Genomic DNA, 17,989 nt, shown 5'->3' on the forward strand with positions numbered 1-17,989 from the left:
AAACGAGCGGCAGCATTACATTTTAGTGCAATTAGAAAACTGGTGTCAGGCACCATCCAGAATGGATGGTGCTTTTTTATCGTTTTATCAGGGATTCTGAATGTTCGGATGACTTATCATTTTTAAAAATCCCCTTAATCTTTTTACCTTCTACAAATGATGGTGTTTCTAACTCTAGTAAATCGTAAATAGTAGGAGCAATATCTAAATTTGACATAGCATTAATGTGTTTACCTTTGCGAAAGTCAGGCCCAACTGCCATAAAGACAGGTCTAAGCATGCTTCTGGATGGATCCCCTCCATGTGTTCCCAAATCAATTGGCGGTGTTACATTTTTTGAAGTCCCGCTGCCTATCACATAGCCGGGGGCTCCTATCAACACCACATCTCCTGAATTTGGATGCATTAAAAGTGATTTATTATCATCCGTGTTTTTCAATACTTGTTCATAAGGATGAACTTTTCTTTCAAAAAGATATTTCCAGTTATCTTTGAGATTCTCTTGAACATCATGAAATGAGAGGGTATCGCTCTTAAAAGCTGCCATCATTTCTTTCACATTATGTTGAACGACCGACCCCTTTCTTTTTTTAACTTCTAACCCTTTAAAAAGTTGAATAATCTGGTTACGAACCTTGTCATACTCCTCTGGAGGGACAATTCCATCTTTTTCCCGCTTCTTCAAGTTAATGTATACATTTGCTGTGGACCCGCTTGGAATGGCATATGCTATTGATTCTTTATAATTGACTTTATTAGTCTTATCAACTGTTAGTAACCCGGCATCTTTTAATACTTTGTTAGGTGATAGAGTGGAATGAGCTGGTTCCATTCCATGATCTGAGACGACAAACAATGCATCCTTCTTATCTAGGGATTTCAAGGTTTTACCGACAACCTTATCCGCTAACTTATAGGACCATTCAATATAAGACATATATTTTTTTGACTTCTCAGGTGAGTATCCTGGCTGCCTAGGATCTATTAATAAATACTTATGCTGTTCATGATCAATTTGCGGGGCATAAAACATCAGTAAATCAGGATTATATTTCTGTTTAATATAGAGGGAAACATTTGTGACCCACATGACAAATCGGGAGCTGATATCCTGATATTCCTTTCTAGAAATCCATCCTTTTTCAAGGGCGATATCATCATCCTGAACCGGAAAAAAACCAAATTGTTTCTGAATATCATCTGAAAATCCTTTAGGACCACTAATTAAGCCGGAAGTAACTGCTGTCCGGTACATCTGAATAGGACTATTTAGATCATGGTTATCTGTATTCATTTTGAACCAAAAACCAGCTAGTTGATTTTTTGTATGTAAAGAAAGAGATCCCCATTGCTTTCCTTTTATGATGGAGTCATCTTGAACTGCCTTTTTGTCTTCAGATAACAAAAAAGTGTCATAATTTTGCTTTTGATCATCGGTAGAGTCGATAGCCAAGATGTGAATGAGATGATTTTCCTCGTTTTTCAGGTTGATGGTGAATTCTGCTTCTTTTAAAGGACTGAAGCTTTTAGGAGGATTAATCCACTCATCAGTATTTTTGAAGGTTAATGACTCCAAAGCGCTTGGAGACCATGTTTTCCCATAATAAATAGAATAATCACCTTGTTTACCATTCTTAGGATTAGCTCCTGGAAAAGCAATGGTAGCTGTTGTTTTCCCCTGTTTTCTAGCCTCTACCCACAATGGAGGCACCTGAATTTCCGCTTGGAAACCATCATCTTTATTTTCTAAGGATTTATTCAGTTCATGCCATTGATTACTTACAATCCCTGTCAGGTGAGGTGTCGCTCCTGTAGCAATTGCTGCGTGTGAAGGGGCTGTTAGAGAAGGAGTAATGGTAGTGGGATGTTTTGCCCATACCCCTTTGTCAAGCAGCTGCTTGATATGAGGCAATTTATTTTCATTAACATATTTATTTGTGTAGTCATTTTTCATTCCGTCAAAAGAGAGGAGTATGACCTTTCTGTCAGCTTCTTGATTTTGTTTGGCTTCTACTGTATGAATCTGTGGAAGAAAACACAAGTTTAGAACGAGTAGGCCAGCTATTAATGGTTTTCTCATTTTCTTATCCTTTCTGATTTTTATGGCTATTCAAACGGTGTATGCATGTATTTCTTTCCTGCATGTTATGGGAAATCTCTTAAAATAGCCTACATTATTTATACCCGTTTCATTTCATATAAATCAGTATTTTCTAAGATTCAGTACTATCCGGTACTTGTGGTACAAAGGTTGATGTTTGTTGTCTCCGTCAATTTTGTATAAAATAAGAATTGAAAATAAAAGAGAAAAGGTGATATTATGGGAAAATTATCAGATGTCATATCAAATAATCATCATGAGAATGTCGAGGAATTAAAAGAATTGCTCCGGATTCCAAGCATCAGTTCCTTATCTGAGCATAAAGAGGACATTCAAAAAGCAGCTTCCTGGATTGCCGGTAAATTAAAAAACATTGGAATGGAACATGTTAAAATTGTCCAAACAAATGGCCATCCCATTATTTATGCGGACTGGCTACATCAGGAAAATGCCCCAACAGTCCTAGTCTACGGCCATTATGACGTGCAGCCCGTTGACCCTGTTCATTTATGGGAAACTCCTCCTTTTGAACCGACAATCCGTGATGAAAAGATTTTTGCCAGAGGGGCGACAGACGACAAGGGGCAGACGTTCTTACATATCAAAGCGGTGGAAACCTTATTGAAAGTAGAAGGCAAATTACCGGTAAACGTAAAATTTTGCATCGAAGGAGAAGAAGAAATCGGAAGTCCTCATCTTCCGCAATTTTTATCCGAAAATAAAGAGAAATTATCATGTGATGTGGTCGTTATTTCCGATTCTGATATGTGGGACAGAGGCATCCCTGCCATCACCTATTCTTTAAGAGGCCTTTGTGCACTAGAGTTTTCCCTAAAAACCGCAAAGTCTGATTTGCACTCCGGCATGTTTGGAGGGGGAGTCCAGAATGCTAACCATTTATTGGTACAGCTGCTTTCGACTCTCCATGATGCAAACGGAAAAGTGAATGTGGACCATTTTTATGATGATGTCGTGGACCTGACTGAATTTGAAAAGGAACAAATTAAAGCATTGGGTTTCAATGAAGAAAAGCTAAAACAATCGTTGGGATTAACGGAATTAACGGGAGGGGAAAACAATTTTCCATATCCTGAGAAAATCAGCTCCCGGCCAACATTAGAAATAAACGGTTTATGGGGCGGATTTCAGGGAGAAGGGACAAAAACGGTCATCCCGAACGAGGCACATGCCAAAATCACTTGCCGTCTAGTTCACAATCAAAACCCTGAAAAGATACAGCAATCAATCAAAAAGCATCTGGAGGAACATGCACCAAAAGGATGCACACTAAAAGTGACTCTTGGCGATACAGGGAATCCATTTTTAACCCCAATCGACAGTCCGATGATCCAAAAAGCGGCCGAAGCGTATCAAAACATATATGGGAAAGCCCCAGTTTACAAACGAGAAGGCGGCTCGATTCCGATTGTATCGGATTTCAACCAATCCCTAAATGCACCTGTCGTCTTAATGGGATTCGGTTTACCGGATGAAAATCTCCATGCACCAAATGAACATTTTAACTTGGAAAATTTTGATAAAGGCATTTTGACGATTTGCTCGTTTTTAGAACTGGTACAAAAATAAAATAGTGCCCTAAGAAAGTAGAAGAAAGGAGAATTTAAATTGGATTTTAAAAAAGAGAGTAATCGTTTTTATAAACAAGATGAGACCGGTAAGTTACTGGCTGAGGTCATATATGAACCTAATGGAGAACAACAAGTACTTTTAACGCATACATTTGTAGATTCCAGCCTAAGGGGACAGGGTGTAGCGGAACAATTGGTGGATTGTGTAGTAGCTGAGATGAAAGCAGAAGGCAAAAAAATCGTCCCTGTTTGTTCGTTTGCAGTTGCTCTATTTAAAAGAAAACCCGACAAATATAAGGATGTCATTGCAAACTAAAAAGGGCGCTTGAGAAGGCAATTTGAACAAAATTAATGGGTGCCTGACACTATTCAGCGGTGTTGGGCACCCATTTTCTATGGAATTACTTTACCGCAAATGAGAGTTTATTCCAGCTGAATTAAAACAAGACTCAATTCTAATAGATTGTTGCTTTCTAAGCTTCGCAGATAAATTATGTGAAATAGTTTAAATGTGTAACTTTACATCGAAAGTACTTCTTTCTTTAGCAAGAAACAACAATATTTACGAAAACAACCAAAAAAAAAGACCATTTGTGAGGCCAGTTTCAGCTTTTATTAAGTATTGTTTCTGGCATTTAATTAATGTATGTTTCGGCGGTATGTTTATTAATCGTAATAAATTATTTCTTAAAGGAAGACTGTATAAACACTAATATTTATACAGTCTTTTAATGCTGTTCTTATTTAACAAACGGAGCAGGATACTTGAAGAAGGTAATTGAAGTACCGTGTTGAAGTGAATAGGAGTGAGGAGGAGTTTTGGGGTGTTTAAAGTGGAGATAAGAAGGCCAAGAATTGAGGACAAAAAAGAGTTACATTCATTTTTTAGAATTGTGATTACTGATACGTTTATTAAAGAAGGTTTAGGCGAGAAGTTGAGTGATATTAATGATGAAGTCGAAGTTAAGGAAAAATACTTAGAAAGTGATTTTGATAGCAATGGTGAGAAACGATATTTCTTGATTGCTTTAGATGGTGATAAAATTATTGGTTCAATTGAATATGGCCTAGCAAGTGATCTCATATGTAATAGTACAAATAACACTTTCAAAGAGCTAAATGAGGTAGGTACAGTATTTGTTCAGCCGGACTACCAGAGAATGGGTGTAGGGAATTTGCTATTGAATACAATGTATTTTACTTTACAGAGTAAAGGCATAGAAGAATTTTGTTTAGATAGTGGATATATTAGTGCACAAAAAATCTGGAAAAAGAAATTTGGAGACCCTAATTATTTGTTAAAGGATTATTGGGACAAAGGATACGATCATATGATTTGGAGGATCAAGATCAGCGATCTGATATTAGGTTGAGAAGTAAGAAAATTAAGTGTTTTTTCAAAGAAGTACATTACTTCAACAACAATGTAATGCCATTTTCTTATTCGACCGATTTGTGAGTTTGTGAAGGATTGTACTTAAAGTAAAGGGTGCGATACTTCAATAACGAAGGTCGCTTTTTTCTTCTTCAAGTTACGGGGCAGAATTGTTGAATATATCATTTTATTTCTTAAGAAACTAAAATGAGGTGATTCTAACGAAAAAATTAGCAGTTATGCTTATGATTGGAATGTTTTCAGTGGTTACTAACACAAGTGTAAATGCGAAAACAATAAATGAAGCTGATACAGAATTGTGTGAAACGCTAAAAATGGCACTTATTAGTAGTAATAGAAAACCAATAGATAAAGCAATTACTGAAATTTATAAAGACGACAAAAAAGCACAGGCACTTGGTCTGTCTTGGGCTGGATTTGAAACTGAACTCCTTAAGATAAAGCAGGTATATGGGATTGGTGGATTATATGAGATAACGTTGAAAGTGTATCCTTACTACCGTGCACATATCGGTTATGGGGAAGATGAAGTTGTGATAAATACAAGTGTTGAACTAATCAGTTATAAACACTTGAAAACATATCCTTGAACTTCAACTAACGGGTGCTTTAGTTGAAGGTGGAGTTGCGACAGGCAGCTCCTTTTTCTTGTTGAACTCTATGGCAGGATAGTTTAGGAAAATAAATTACAATCTTATATATTCTCAAACAAATCGGGCATATGGTAAAATAAGTGAAAAATGGGGGTGACATAATGAAATGGTTTAGTAAGTTGTCTGTCTTATTTGCAATTATTGGTGTACTATTATTTTGCTCCTCGTACCTTTTTACAGAATTGTTTGAGCCTCTAATGACATCAGGATTTGGGTTATTAATTGTTGGTTCTTTATTGTGTTTCGGAGCAATATTTAGAAGTGAAAAAGGAAAAGTAAAGTTTTTATCATTGGCAGCATTATTTTTGTTAAGTTTCATTATAGTTTGGAGTGAACCGTTTCAATTTGTACGGTTACTTACCTGGATGAAGAATTAGTTAAAAGATTGAATTTCGATTGTGAAAGGTTTTACTTAAACTAATGGGTGCGAGAATTTAACAAGCAACGCTAAGAGGCGTTGCTTTGTAACGTTAAAAATATTTTCTATAAAATTCTTGTCTAAGGCTTCCGCTTAATTGAGCATATATTTTCGTTGTTTCAATTTTTTCGTGACCGAGTAAACTTTGATTAACATCTAAAGGTGCTCCATTATTTAATAAATGAGTGGCATAGCTATGTTTTAGTTGATGTGGATGGATTACTTTGTTGATTCCGGCTCGATTTGAGATTCGCTTTATAATGTATCTCATCTGGGCTATGCTCATTCGATGCGGGTGCCGTTCAGTTACAAAAATGGCGGATTCATTATCTTTACGATTATCTAAGTAGCGTTTTAGCCAAATTTCACAGCGAATATTAAAGTAAACTTCCCGTTCCTTATCTCCTTTTCCACAGACAATAGCTGACTGATTTGACCAATTAATGCTGTTTTTCTCTAAGGAAACAATTTCTCCAATACGACATCCAGTTGAAAACATAAATTCGAATAAGGCTCTTTCCATTGGAGTGAAGCAAGGTTCGCGTAAGTGTTCAATTTCTCTTTCTGTAAGAAACTTAGGTATACGTTTGCCAACTTTAAGTTCCTTAATCTTTGCTGCCGGATTTTTTCGAATATGACCCTCTTCGTGTGACCATCGAAAAAATGATTTCATAAAACGTATACGATGAGCCAGACTTGAAGGTTTTAAGTTTTCACTAGACTTTGCTAAATATTCCTTTAAGTGAGTTGTGGTGATCGATCCAATTTTTCCATCGTCAAAATATCGAATGAGTAGTATTGATTGAAGTCGATAAGCTTTCAAAGTCTGTGGTGAGAAACCCTCGATCCGTTTACCAGATTCATATGATTTCCAAGCTTTTGATAATAGCAAAATACATCTCTCCCTAAAATTATTATTTTAGAGGAATTATTGACGCATTAATCGAAATTGAAACGGTAAGGTTATTCAACTATAGGGGCAGGTTAGTGACAGAAGGAATCTTATAAGAGAGCACAGAATACCTATAATAATTATGGGAATGGATTATTAAAAGGGGGGGAATATGGGTGCTTGAAAAAACTGTCTTAGAAAAACTTAATCGTGAAAGAGATAACTTAAACCCTTTAGTTGTAATGATGTGTGGAATAGCAGGTTCTGGAAAAACTACCTTCTCACAAAAGTTAGAAAAGGCTGGGTTTGTACGTCTTTCTATAGATGAAGAAGTCTGGTCAATGAAATTTTCTTGTTATTCATTAGTTTGTGAATCGTCTTCGTTGCGATGTCTAGAGTGATACGATCAGAAACATGGTAAGCTAGGAGCTCGTTAGTTGATGCATCTTTTATGGTCGACAAATAAGCCATAGAATTACCGTTATATGGCAAATATGTGATGTCCGTTAATAATACTTTTCCTGGAACACCTTGTTTAAATTCTCTGTTTAATTTGTTTGGAACGACCCGATGCTCTTTTGTTGATTTAGCGATCTTTTTATATGGATTTGGCCTTCTGTGAGGACAGACTATGCCGTATTTCTTCATGATTCTTTGAATCTTTTTACGGCTAAAGATCAGGTTATATTCGTTCTCCAAAATCATTTTTATGGACCGTGATCCTTTCTTATATCCGCGACGATTAAATGCCTTTAAAATAACTTCTTTGGCTTCTAAGTCTAATTGCTCCCTTGCTTCACGACTTGTGGACGCCTTTAGGTAGCTGTAATACCCCGAACGAGACACCCCTAATAGATCACAGAAATACTTGGTCATCCGCTTAAATTGATTCTGTTCAACGGTCTCAAAAATTAACTGATACACCTTACTCGGAACTAAATTTTCCCTTTCGTTTAGCAGCCTCCTTTCTGTCACTTCTAGCTTTTTTAGCAGTTCGACTTGCCCCTCCAAAAGCTTAATTCTTGCTTTCTGTCTTTCAATTACTTCGGCTGGTGTAAGTTCCCGTTTTATTGGTCTACCAGAACTTGTTTTCCTCGAATCAGTTAAACCAATTAACCCATTCTTTTCGTATGCCTTCTTCCATCTGTGAGCTGACTGTTCAATTCGCTTTAACCCAATAACGTTGATATCAAAGCCGTTCTCTGTGAAAATTTGACGTGGGAGTTTGCCCGCTAGATATTCATCCATAAATCTATTTTTAAAAGAATCCGAATATGTAATGGATCGTTCACTAACACGTTGCACATTTGGATTTTTTTGAAGTTCTTTTATCTCTCTAGATGTAAATGTTATCTTACTCATGATGTCCCCTTATTCCCCATATCTTGAAATTCTAGTATATAAAAAAATACCTGTAGGTAAAACACTCTTTTTCAAGTGTCCTAACTACAGGTACCATATTAACAAGAGCTACCATAAACAACTCTTTTTTATAAATAATAAAGTTTGTGAAAAAATGTACTTAAACAAACGGGTGCGATTCTTCAATAACGAAGGATCGCCTTTTTCCTTATTGAAGTAACAAAGCAAGTTAATAAGACGTTAAAGGAAAACTAATCAGTTTTGAAGAATTACCTACATAGATAAATGATTAGGGGTGGGAAATAGTGAGAAAAAATGTATTTTTATTGAGTTCCATTTTACTTATAGCGTTATTTATTTCAATATTTATCAATTGAATCGCCCAAAGGTTGGACCAATTGGAAATGGTGAAATATCTACTATATCTTAGATTTTAACCTTTTTCCCAATAATATTGGCATTTATATTTCTATTGTTGTTTATCACTTTGAGCGTCCATAATAGAAAAAAATAAAGTAGATAATGTGTGTAGAAGAAAATCACCACCTTCTAAAACATATCAAATACATTTACTATCAGATTTAAAGTAACTTTGTGAAATATTGTAGTTAAACAAACGGGTGCTTTAACACAATAATGAATTAAATTAAAGAGCCTAAAATATGCAAGTTTTTATGCACTACTTGCGTATTTTGGCTTTTTTTACATTCATAAAATATACTGCCATTTATAGCATTCTTTAATTGCCAAATACAAGTATCCAGTACTTTATCATATGCAGATAATTACAAAACGGAAATTCTAAAGAACCATTATAGATTGTTTTCAATTACGATGAAAAGTATCGCAGAAAAATCCTTCCGATTACAATCTTCAGCCATGATTCGAAAAGAAAAGAACCAGATTCGTTTTCAATGGATTTTCCATTTCTACAGGTAGTGGATTTCCGTTATTTGACCATTCAATTAAAAAAGGAAAATTGGCGAAACTATCTTCGCCAAGATTACCCGGTCGCAGCGGCACTTTTAAGTAAAATGGGATATACTGACAGAGAGAGAACAGAGTTAAAAGTACAGTTTTTATTTATGCTCCTTCGCTTGAAATTGGACCCAGCAAGGCAGACGTTAATTATGGGTTTCTTCGATACCTACCTACAGTTAACAGATGATGAAGAACAAAAAGTAAAAGAAGAGGTGAAGAAGATGAGTGGAACAGAGGCCGATAAAGTAATGGAAATAATGAATTCTTATGAAAGACGAGGGAGGGAACTTGGGAAACTAGAAGGCTTTGAGGAAGGAAGGCAAGAGGGACGAGAAGAAGGAAGAAAAGAAGGAAAGCTTGGAGCAATTAGGATGGTCGCAAAAAGAATGAGAGAAAATGGTAAGTCAAAGATAGAAATTGCTGAAATTACTGTACTTAAAATGGATGAGATTGAGCGACTGTAAGTAGATGTTAATTTATAATGTTGGGGTTGTGGTTTTCAAAGATTCGTTATTAGGACTTGTAGCTCCAAAATCCATCTGGGCATGATTTGAAAGCGATTGTGGATGAGTCGAGGAGGGAAATAATGAACTCTAGGGCCTGAATTCCTGGGACATACCCCCAGTGTGCTAACGTGTTAGCGCAGTGGGGGTATGTCCCTTTTTTCATTTTTTATGATTGTTTTTTATGATAGCGGAGCGTTTTTTAAACTTGTTTATAGATTTCTCCCATATCCGTTTTAGTCAAGTTTTAAGTACTTATTTAGGAACTTAAGTACCCGGCGTGTATACTCATTTTTATGCAAACGATACGAATGAATGTGCTCACAATCCTTCGTCAGCCACAATTCTTTATGGTTTTTGGATGGGATCGATTGAAATAATTTTTCGCTCTCGGCATAAGGAATAGCTTTATCTGTCTTACTATGGATGATGAAGAAGGATTTTCCTTTCGTATTTTTCACATGATTGATGGGTGAAACTTCTGAGGGGTCAATTTTGAGGAGCTTTCGCATGGTATGATAAACAATCGGTGTAAATGGCCGTTTTGGCAGCTTGGTCCAATGTGAAAGATTTTCTTTTAGAAAAGGTCCTAAATCACAAAAGGGACTGTCGGCAATGATGACGGAAACAGCAGGGTGCTCGCATCCAGCTATAAGCGCACTAGCAGCACCCATACTCCAGCCAAGGAGAGCAACTTTTTCCTGATGTTTTTCCTGAATCGCATAATCAATCGCTGAATACAAATCATGTCTTTCAAAATATCCGATTCCCGTGGTTTTTCCCTTCGATTTCCCTGCATTGCGAAAATCAAACATCAATACATTATAGCCTTGCTCTGATAGAATTTTAACGAGTCGCAGTCCTTCAATCCTTTCCATGGCACGTTCATTCATGTAACCGTGTGCTGTGATGACCGTTTTCTTGCTTCTCTTTGAAACTGCTGGAATCCACCAGCCTGACAGTTTTACTTGATCTTTTCGGCTGAAAAATTCAATCTCTTCGAACGCAAGACCATATTCCTCAGGATTTTTTGTCGTCTTTGCCGGGAATGGATGAGTTAGATACAAACCGATCCCTAATGGGGCAAGAAAAAATAAAGCGGGTGCTGCCAAAAGCGGTTTCCACAGGGACTTACCTGATTTACTTGATTCCCCATTCTTTTCCTCACTCAACATGAACTCCTCCATTCCATTTGAAGTCATCGGTACATTATCATATGTAAGTCAACACAAAAACGGAAATTCTGAAGTCCTATTTTATGCCCTTTTTTGAATAGGAAAGGCTAGATAAATTGCTTTTTATCATTTTATTTTGATAGATTTCTTGATTAGAGTCACGGGGGTCAAACCCCTTGGCGAGGAAAACGTTACTTCACAAGGGGTTTGACTTAAAGATGGATAAAAAATGCTCTAACATGAAGGTTATTATCTAATTTCCAAGAATATATATTATGATGGCAATGCCTAGTTTTCTTTGGGCAAAAAGGGGGAAAATGATGCGTTTGAGAGAAAAGACGTTGGAAGAATTAGAGGATTGGGAAGAAGAACTGAATGATCGGGAACAGGAAAGTGGTCACCCTAATTATGCTACAAAAATAGAACTTTTTAGGGAGATGGTTAGAAGGTTTCAACAACTTGTCCGCCAAAATAAAGATGATTATTCCCATGAATTGGAATACGTGAAGTGGAAGCTGATTTACAGCCTAATTCATTACGGAACTTATTTGAAGACCGTATATCAAAAGGATGACCATTTAGCTGCAAAGTGCTTAGAAGAGGCATTGAAATATGACCGGACAAATCCGATTGCTGCCTACCGTCTGGGATTTTTATCATATAAGAAACGAAATTACTCCGAAGCAATCCAATATTTTGAGCTTACTTTAACCAATCATAAATACTATGAAAAGCACCAGTACCAATTAGACGACCAGCAGGTAATCCATGCACATATTTATCTAACCAACAGCGCCCTAAAGATTGCGAAGGAAGCTTATGAAAAAATGAACCAATTGCCACAGTCAGCCAATCAAAACATTCCGATTCATGAGTTTTCTTCACTCTTTTTAAATCTGCAAGAAAACGAACAGTATTTACAAAGAAACGCTTTTTATCAGTTGACAGGAGATGAGAAAACAACCTGTTCAAAAGAGGAGTGTGAGAGACTCATTGACTCAGAGCCATCCAACACCATCATTCTTTATTTTAGTGACAGGAATATAACTGCATTTTTTGAAGGGGAGGACGTTTCCCTTTCCGCAGATCAAGGAATCATGCTGCAATATTTTCTCTTAAAAAGCTCAGAAGATCATCCGGCAACCCGAAACGCATTTTCTGATGTTGAAACGATTAAACAAAATACATTTGTTCAAAAGGTTAATCGATTAAAAAACAAATTGAGGGAGAAAGGATTGCCACCTATGATCCAAACGAAAAGATATCAAGGAGAGACAGCATACTATTTTGATGGATCATGTGAATTTTATATTATGTACCGGGTGGATGATGTGGAAAGTGAATAAGTAAAAACAGCGATGACAGGTCTGTCATCGCTGTTTTTATATACTGAGACCATCAAGAAAAAAGGAGATGGTCACATGAAGAACTGGAATCAATTATTCGTACGTCATGGTTTTCTAGCAGAGGAGGTACGTCCAAATGTCTTTGATTGTAAATGTGAAACAGAAGAAAATCTCGCATTCTTACTAGAAAACTTAGAACAGCTTACAGTTTCATTTCAGTATGACGGGGCGTTCTTAACGATTTCTAGCCCTGTCGTCGAGGAAGAAGAATGGATAGTAGCTGTGGATTTTGAATATCGAGGACGCGGGGGAGATTTATGGTTTCGTCCTATCCTTGATCAACCGAAAGTAAAGGAGCTTGATACTTATATTGCTGGCATAGTAAGGCAGCTGAATCGGCTTGGCTTTTACACGGAAAGCTGCTGTGATGGACACGACAGAAGAAATCCGTTTATTGGTTTTATTAAGGAGGTTAACGTAGAAAATGTCATCGAAGTGTTAACGGCAGCAGGGATTTCCCAAATCTACAGGAGAAATCGCCACTTGAAATTGAGAATTCAAAGGGAATGCCTGCTTGATATCACTGAAAAGCTTTCCTGCATGCAGAAAGATTGTCTTGATAAAGGAATAGAATATTTCCGCAAACAGCAATTTTTTAATCGCTTGGAAGAACTTCTATCCATTGAAGGAGAAAGTGGAAATGAAGCAAAGATTCGACAATTTGTCTTGGATCAACTACGTCATCATATTGATTATATAACGGTTGACCAAACTGGAAATATTCTGGCACAAAAGACAGTTGGTACTGGTCATGGTCCTACACTATTGCTCAATGCTCACTTGGATACGGTAGAGCGGATTGAACCCGGAAGAACAATCGTTAAAAATGGTTCCATCTGGTCGAGTGACAAAGGAATTTTGGGAGCAGATGACAGGGCAGGAGTGGCGGTTATTTTAGCGGCAGCATCCCGGTTACCGTCACTTGGATTTAACGGAAAGGTTAAATTTATTTTCACCGTGGAGGAGGAAGTCGGCTTAATCGGGGCACGCAGTGTTGACGAAACCTTCTTGTGGGACGTTGACGCGGCAATTGTCGTGGATCGTCGCGGTACAGGCGACATTGTGACATCATGCGGCGGCTATTATCCTTTTTGCCATGAAAGATATGGCCATTTCTTTGAAGAAACGGCACAACAAATGGGATTGATTGGCTGGAAAACAACACCTGGTGGCAGCAGTGATACAAGGATTTGGGCATCACATAGGATTCAGAGTGTCAATCTTTCTGCCGGCTATATGAATGAGCATACTTCTTCAGAAACGTTAAATGTGGAAGCATGTTACAACACAGTAGAATTACTAACAGCAGTTCTTAACGATTACAGAAATTTGCAAAGGACATTAAGACAAATCAATAGTGAAATAAATGTGAGAAGTGAGGTTTATTGAAAAAATATTTGGTATTCATGTATGGAACATGAAGAAAATATGGAAACAATCTAGCATTTGTCTATTCTATCTAGAAAAACTAGAAAATTATTTAAAAAACTATAATTTAACTGTTGAAGAAGGAGGAATGAAAATGGCGACAATGACAGCGCAAATACTTGTAGGTTCAGCACATCCGTATGATGGTGGGATCAACCCGGATTATTATATGTTTCTATCTGAAAATGGAATGGCCCGATGGACGATTGTGTCAGAAAATATGAGTGCAAAACATATTCAAAGTGGAGACCAACGGATGGCCCAGTGGATCCCAACAATAGAGTTCATGTTAGAGGATGCATTGTTGATGATTGGAATTTACATTTTAAAAGACAATGCACTTGTCAATATGACAAAACAATTTTTCAATGAGGAAATCCCTCGGACAGCGGACCTTAATCGGGATTTCCCAGCAAAAGCATTAGAAATGATGCGGAAAAGAACCTGTGAGTTGGAATTCCAATATAAAATGACTCTTTCCGTCTTCAAAGGTTCGTCCATACTGAAGCAATTAAAAATCCTTGAAGAATACCCAATGGATGTAGAAGTATGTGTACCTGTTTTTCTGCGGGAGTACAATATTTGGAATCAGAAACAGGAAGTGATAGGTTGTTTGGAATCGCCACAATGATCAGAGGCAAAAGACCAGAGGGATGGTGCCTCTGGTCTTTTGCCTTGGGCATAAACCTGGAGAATCCTAACTTGGTATATCTAGTTTGTAACGAGAGACAGGGTAATTTAAATTATTGTAAAACTTTCTAATAAATCTTGTTCTAGAGTCAGACTCCTTATGTGCCAGGAGTCAGACCCTTTTTTCCGTGCCTCATTAAGCTGCTTTCGCTTCTTGGTGTGCTGTCTGCTTCGGCAAACATGCACTGACAATCGCAGCAAGCATCAATAGGATTGCAGCTGTGACTAATGAACTCGTATAGCTTCCGGCGCGGTCAAAGAAGACTCCTGGAAGAAACGAGCCGATTGCTGACCCAAGCTGATGGCTCATGTAAAGGAAGCCAGTCACAACACCTAAGGAAGAACCGCGAAAATAGTCTGCAAGTAATTTTACGGTAGGAGCCACAACGGCAAAATCTACGATACCGAAGGAAATGGAAAAGACAAATAACAGCCAAGGATTTTCTATGAAAAAGCCTAACCATTTTGCACTTGTTAAAAAGATTACTAGAAAGACAATCGTCATTCCTCGAAAAAAATAAATCCAAGCGATCATTTTGCGATTATCAAATCGGTCTGCTAAGATTCCGGCAACAACCGTTCCACCAGTATTAAACGCAGCCAGAAGGCTTACTGCCGTGCCCGTTACAGCAACAGAAAAGCCACAAGCCTGGGCGAAAGGTATTAAATGTGTATCCATAAGCCCGGTAGTAGTAAATCCACAAATAAAAAACGGAATAATCAGAAACCAGAAACCGCGATGGAAGAGGAATCCCTTTTTTAAAATAGGCTGTGTTTCTTTCGTTTCCATTGAATCCTGTTGCTGTTTTTCAGCTGTCCCTACCGCTCCTAATGCTTTGATGCCCATTTCAGCAGGCTCCGATTTTAAAAAGATTGCTAGGAGCGGAAAAACAATCAGCAGGAGAAAGCCACCTAAAAGTAAAACGGTAGATTTCCAGCCGAATGCATTAATTAAAAACAGCGAGCTCGAAACCATCACCATTTGTCCGGCACCAAAGCCTGCTTCTACTAAACCAAGGGCTAAGCCTTGTTTTTTGTGAAACCATTTTGTTACGGCAATGGTGGCGGTCACCCCCGATGCCCCGCCAAACCCGAGCGAAGAAATCACGCCGTATAAAATCAGAAGCTGCCAAATGTTTTGGGCGAAATAGATGAGAATGGTTGTAACGCCTATCAAAATAATGCTGTAAACAAAAATCCGCTTCACGCCGTGTTTGTCAATGAGCTTTCCAATTACAGGCTGTGAAAGCGCGAAGACAATGAAGCTGACAAATGAAATGGCGGAAACCATGCTCCTTGAAGCGGTGAATTCTTGCTCCCACGGCTCCATAAAAGCACCGAAACAATAACGCAGGCCTTGAGCGGCTAAAACTCCAATAAAACAGACCGCTAAAATAACCCAGCCATAATGTATTTTTTTTAACAACCCGAGCCCTTCTTTCCAAACTATTCTTCTATTATAAGGAAAAGAGCGCTCTCACGGCAATTAAAATACTTTATTGCAGAAAAGGGGTAAAGGGGTTTGAAAATAGTGGTACCACCCGATAATTGCTGAATTTAATTCGGCAAATTCCGAATGAGGATAAATTCTCAGGACAGACCCTCAGTGCGATAAATTGTTAGCACATCGGGGGTCTTACCCTTTTTTTCAATCCGTTGCAGAAGACAATTCAATTAGGGATAATATCAGCGGAATTAAGTAAAAAAGAAAGCAGGACTTCTTCATCGACATTTTGGCAAATTTTTTTTAATTGCTTATTTTGTCTGAATTTACATAGTAAATTACAGGGGATGAAATAATGATTGGAGGGTGTGAGAATTATTTATTATTCAAGAAGAAGTCTTAATTGAATAACAGTGATATTTTAAATAAGCGGAGGTTTTATGGTTAGACTGTAGAATAGAGCTCGAATCGGGGTAAAGCGGAGATTTTCCGGTTAAGCAAAGAAAAATCGCCCATTTTCACGTTTTTTGAGTCAATAGCCGGAATTTCTCCGTCTGTTTAAGCTATTTTCAGTGACATTTCCTAATTAAGGGTAATTTCGAGACTGTCTATTAACTCATTTATTCTTTTAGATAACGAAGATTCCAACCAATTTTTTGCTTAAAAGGATATAAAACACCGTAAAATGTAGCTAAAAAGGCAAATATTTGGCGGCAATTTCATTAAATTTGGTTCCGCTGATTTTCACTTACATATTAATCGACAGTCTCATTTCTTCATTTATTTATCAAACTCGTTTTAGCTTCAAATGGTAAAATAAATTGGAATGGTTACTAATTTATTTACATAGGATTTTTTTTTCACATCTTGCCGTATAAAAATGAAGGAGGAAATAATATGTCAAAAACAAATCAAAAAATTGTTCCGCATTTATGGTATGACAAGGAGTCAAAAGAAGCAGCCGAGTTTTATATTTCCATATTTCCGGACTCAAATATTACGGCTGTAACAACAATCCACGACACACCATCAGGCGACTCCGATATCGTCTCATTTGAGCTTTGGGGGCAGAAGTTCATGGCTATCAGTGCAGGGCCGTATTTCAAGATGAATCCGTCGGTGTCTTTCATCGTTAACTTTGACCCATCGCGAGAAAAAGACGCGAGAGAAAAAATAAATGAGGTTTGGAACAAATTGTCCGAAGGTGGCACGGTGTTAATGCCACTTGATAACTATCCGTTCAGTGAGAGGTATGGCTGGATTCAGGATAAGTATGGTTTGTCCTGGCAGTTAATCCTTACCAATCCAACAGGTGAAGAGCGGCCTGCATTAGTGCCGTCACTTTTATTTGTCGGCGATCAATGCGGCAACGCGGAAGAGGCGATTCATTTTTATTTATCTGTATTTAAGAACACGAAGCAGGGACTTATCGCCCGCTACCCTAAAGGCATGGAACCTGACAAAGAAGGAACCATCATGTTCTCTGATTTCATGCTTGAAAATCGCTGGTTTGCCGCAATGGATAGTGCACATGAGCACAAATTCAGTTTTAACGAGGCATTCTCATTCGTGGTTTACTGTGATACACAAGAAGAGATTGATTACTACTGGGAAAGACTTTCTGCAGTTCCTGAAGCTGAACAATGCGGCTGGCTGAAAGATAAACATGGCTTATCCTGGCAGATTGTACCAACCGAGATGGACGAGTTGATGGGCAAAGGCACACCAGCGCAACTTGAGCGCCTTACAAAAGCATTTCTTAAAATGAAGAAATTTGATCTTATGGAATTACGAAACGCATACCAGGGATATTGAAAAAATCCATAGCAATGGTTACCAAGGCTCAAAGAAGGTTATTTTAGTATAGTCCACAAGAACTGTCCCCACGGCCAACATCTGGAGGGATATTTAATAGCACTTCTCATTCTTCAAAAAAATTAAAAACAAATGA

At 37.6% G+C, this 17,989-nt stretch carries 15 protein-coding genes and 1 pseudogene; 11 read left to right on the forward strand and 5 right to left on the reverse strand.

Going from position 1 to position 17,989, the window contains the following annotated elements:
• Nucleotides 1-76: 76 nt before the first annotated feature.
• Complete coding sequence (locus tag AA980_RS05185) at nt 77-2,080, reverse strand: nucleotide pyrophosphatase/phosphodiesterase family protein (protein WP_024026671.1); 2,004 nt, start codon at nt 2,078-2,080, stop codon at nt 77-79.
• Nucleotides 2,081-2,320: 240 nt separating this feature from the next.
• Between AA980_RS05185 and AA980_RS05190 the strand changes: the two genes are divergently transcribed.
• The 5 genes from AA980_RS05190 to AA980_RS05210 all read left to right on the forward strand — a co-directional run bounded on the left by AA980_RS05190 (nt 2,321) and on the right by AA980_RS05210 (nt 6,116).
• The gene (locus AA980_RS05190; RefSeq protein WP_024026672.1) at nt 2,321-3,688 is read left to right on the forward strand and encodes a dipeptidase; all 1,368 of its coding nucleotides are present in this window, start codon (nt 2,321-2,323) and stop codon (nt 3,686-3,688) included.
• A gap of 39 nt (nt 3,689-3,727) precedes the next feature.
• Nucleotides 3,728-4,006 (forward strand): GNAT family N-acetyltransferase, encoded by a 279-nt coding sequence (locus AA980_RS05195; RefSeq protein WP_024026673.1) that lies wholly within the window; start codon nt 3,728-3,730, stop codon nt 4,004-4,006.
• A gap of 508 nt (nt 4,007-4,514) precedes the next feature.
• Nucleotides 4,515-5,063, forward strand: coding sequence for a GNAT family N-acetyltransferase (locus AA980_RS05200; RefSeq protein ID WP_024026674.1), 549 nt, complete (start codon nt 4,515-4,517; stop codon nt 5,061-5,063).
• A gap of 247 nt (nt 5,064-5,310) precedes the next feature.
• Nucleotides 5,311-5,676, forward strand: a complete 366-nt coding sequence (locus AA980_RS05205) for a DUF3888 domain-containing protein (protein WP_034723116.1) — start codon at nt 5,311-5,313, stop codon at nt 5,674-5,676.
• A gap of 164 nt (nt 5,677-5,840) precedes the next feature.
• A complete protein-coding gene (locus AA980_RS05210) occupies nt 5,841-6,116 on the forward strand; it encodes a hypothetical protein (protein ID WP_024026676.1) in 276 nt (91 codons plus the stop codon).
• Nucleotides 6,117-6,209: 93 nt separating this feature from the next.
• On the opposite strand, the gene AA980_RS05215 is transcribed toward AA980_RS05210, so the two are convergent.
• The gene (locus AA980_RS05215) at nt 6,210-7,049 is read right to left on the reverse strand and encodes a tyrosine-type recombinase/integrase (protein WP_024026677.1); all 840 of its coding nucleotides are present in this window, start codon (nt 7,047-7,049) and stop codon (nt 6,210-6,212) included.
• 245 nt (nt 7,050-7,294) lie between these two features.
• Between AA980_RS05215 and AA980_RS27725 the strand changes: the two are divergent.
• Nucleotides 7,295-7,339: pseudogene (locus AA980_RS27725) on the forward strand (hypothetical protein); the annotation flags it as partial.
• Nucleotides 7,340-7,367: 28 nt separating this feature from the next.
• Here the strand turns inward: AA980_RS27725 and AA980_RS05220 are convergent.
• Nucleotides 7,368-8,411, reverse strand: a complete 1,044-nt coding sequence (locus AA980_RS05220) for an IS3 family transposase (protein ID WP_024026678.1) — start codon at nt 8,409-8,411, stop codon at nt 7,368-7,370.
• 953 nt (nt 8,412-9,364) lie between these two features.
• Between AA980_RS05220 and AA980_RS05225 the strand changes: the two genes are divergently transcribed.
• On the forward strand, nt 9,365-9,856 hold the full coding sequence (locus tag AA980_RS05225; RefSeq protein ID WP_024026679.1) for a hypothetical protein: 492 nt from the start codon (nt 9,365-9,367) through the stop codon (nt 9,854-9,856).
• A 275-nt stretch (nt 9,857-10,131) separates the two neighbouring features.
• Here the strand turns inward: AA980_RS05225 and AA980_RS05230 are convergent, their stop codons facing one another.
• Entirely contained in the window at nt 10,132-11,070 is a 939-nt protein-coding gene (locus tag AA980_RS05230) for an alpha/beta hydrolase (RefSeq protein ID WP_051427093.1), read from the reverse strand.
• A 317-nt stretch (nt 11,071-11,387) separates the two neighbouring features.
• Between AA980_RS05230 and AA980_RS05235 the strand changes: the two genes are divergently transcribed.
• The 3 genes from AA980_RS05235 (at nt 11,388) to AA980_RS25660 (ending at nt 14,535) form a co-directional block, all read left to right on the forward strand.
• The gene (locus AA980_RS05235) at nt 11,388-12,416 is read left to right on the forward strand and encodes a tetratricopeptide repeat protein (RefSeq protein WP_156351153.1); all 1,029 of its coding nucleotides are present in this window, start codon (nt 11,388-11,390) and stop codon (nt 12,414-12,416) included.
• A gap of 75 nt (nt 12,417-12,491) precedes the next feature.
• Nucleotides 12,492-13,865, forward strand: a complete 1,374-nt coding sequence (locus tag AA980_RS05240) for a M20/M25/M40 family metallo-hydrolase (RefSeq protein ID WP_024026682.1) — start codon at nt 12,492-12,494, stop codon at nt 13,863-13,865.
• 133 nt (nt 13,866-13,998) lie between these two features.
• On the forward strand, nt 13,999-14,535 hold the full coding sequence (locus AA980_RS25660; protein WP_024026683.1) for a hypothetical protein: 537 nt from the start codon (nt 13,999-14,001) through the stop codon (nt 14,533-14,535).
• A gap of 195 nt (nt 14,536-14,730) precedes the next feature.
• Here AA980_RS25660 and AA980_RS05250 read toward each other — a convergent pair whose 3' ends face one another.
• On the reverse strand, nt 14,731-16,020 hold the full coding sequence (locus AA980_RS05250; RefSeq protein WP_047771280.1) for an MFS transporter: 1,290 nt from the start codon (nt 16,018-16,020) through the stop codon (nt 14,731-14,733).
• Nucleotides 16,021-16,935: 915 nt separating this feature from the next.
• Here AA980_RS05250 and AA980_RS05255 point away from each other — a divergent pair.
• Entirely contained in the window at nt 16,936-17,853 is a 918-nt protein-coding gene (locus tag AA980_RS05255; protein ID WP_024030894.1) for a VOC family protein, read from the forward strand.
• Nucleotides 17,854-17,989: the final 136 nt, after the last annotated feature.

The organism is Neobacillus vireti, from assembly GCF_001026695.1.
GTDB lineage: Bacteria > Bacillota > Bacilli > Bacillales > Cytobacillaceae > Neobacillus > Neobacillus vireti.

Coding starts and splice junctions, on each gene's coding strand:
- AA980_RS05185 (WP_024026671.1), bottom strand. CDS start 2,080: ATGAGAAAACCATTAATAGCTGGCCTACTCGTTCTAAACTTGTGTTTT.
- AA980_RS05190 (WP_024026672.1), top strand. CDS start 2,321: ATGGGAAAATTATCAGATGTCATATCAAATAATCATCATGAGAATGTC.
- AA980_RS05205 (WP_034723116.1), top strand. CDS start 5,311: ATGATTGGAATGTTTTCAGTGGTTACTAACACAAGTGTAAATGCGAAA.
- AA980_RS05210 (WP_024026676.1), top strand. CDS start 5,841: ATGAAATGGTTTAGTAAGTTGTCTGTCTTATTTGCAATTATTGGTGTA.
- AA980_RS05220 (WP_024026678.1), bottom strand. CDS start 8,411: ATGAGTAAGATAACATTTACATCTAGAGAGATAAAAGAACTTCAAAAA.
- AA980_RS05230 (WP_051427093.1), bottom strand. CDS start 11,070: ATGTTGAGTGAGGAAAAGAATGGGGAATCAAGTAAATCAGGTAAGTCC.
- AA980_RS05235 (WP_156351153.1), top strand. CDS start 11,388: ATGATGCGTTTGAGAGAAAAGACGTTGGAAGAATTAGAGGATTGGGAA.
- AA980_RS05240 (WP_024026682.1), top strand. CDS start 12,492: ATGAAGAACTGGAATCAATTATTCGTACGTCATGGTTTTCTAGCAGAG.
- AA980_RS25660 (WP_024026683.1), top strand. CDS start 13,999: ATGGCGACAATGACAGCGCAAATACTTGTAGGTTCAGCACATCCGTAT.
- AA980_RS05255 (WP_024030894.1), top strand. CDS start 16,936: ATGTCAAAAACAAATCAAAAAATTGTTCCGCATTTATGGTATGACAAG.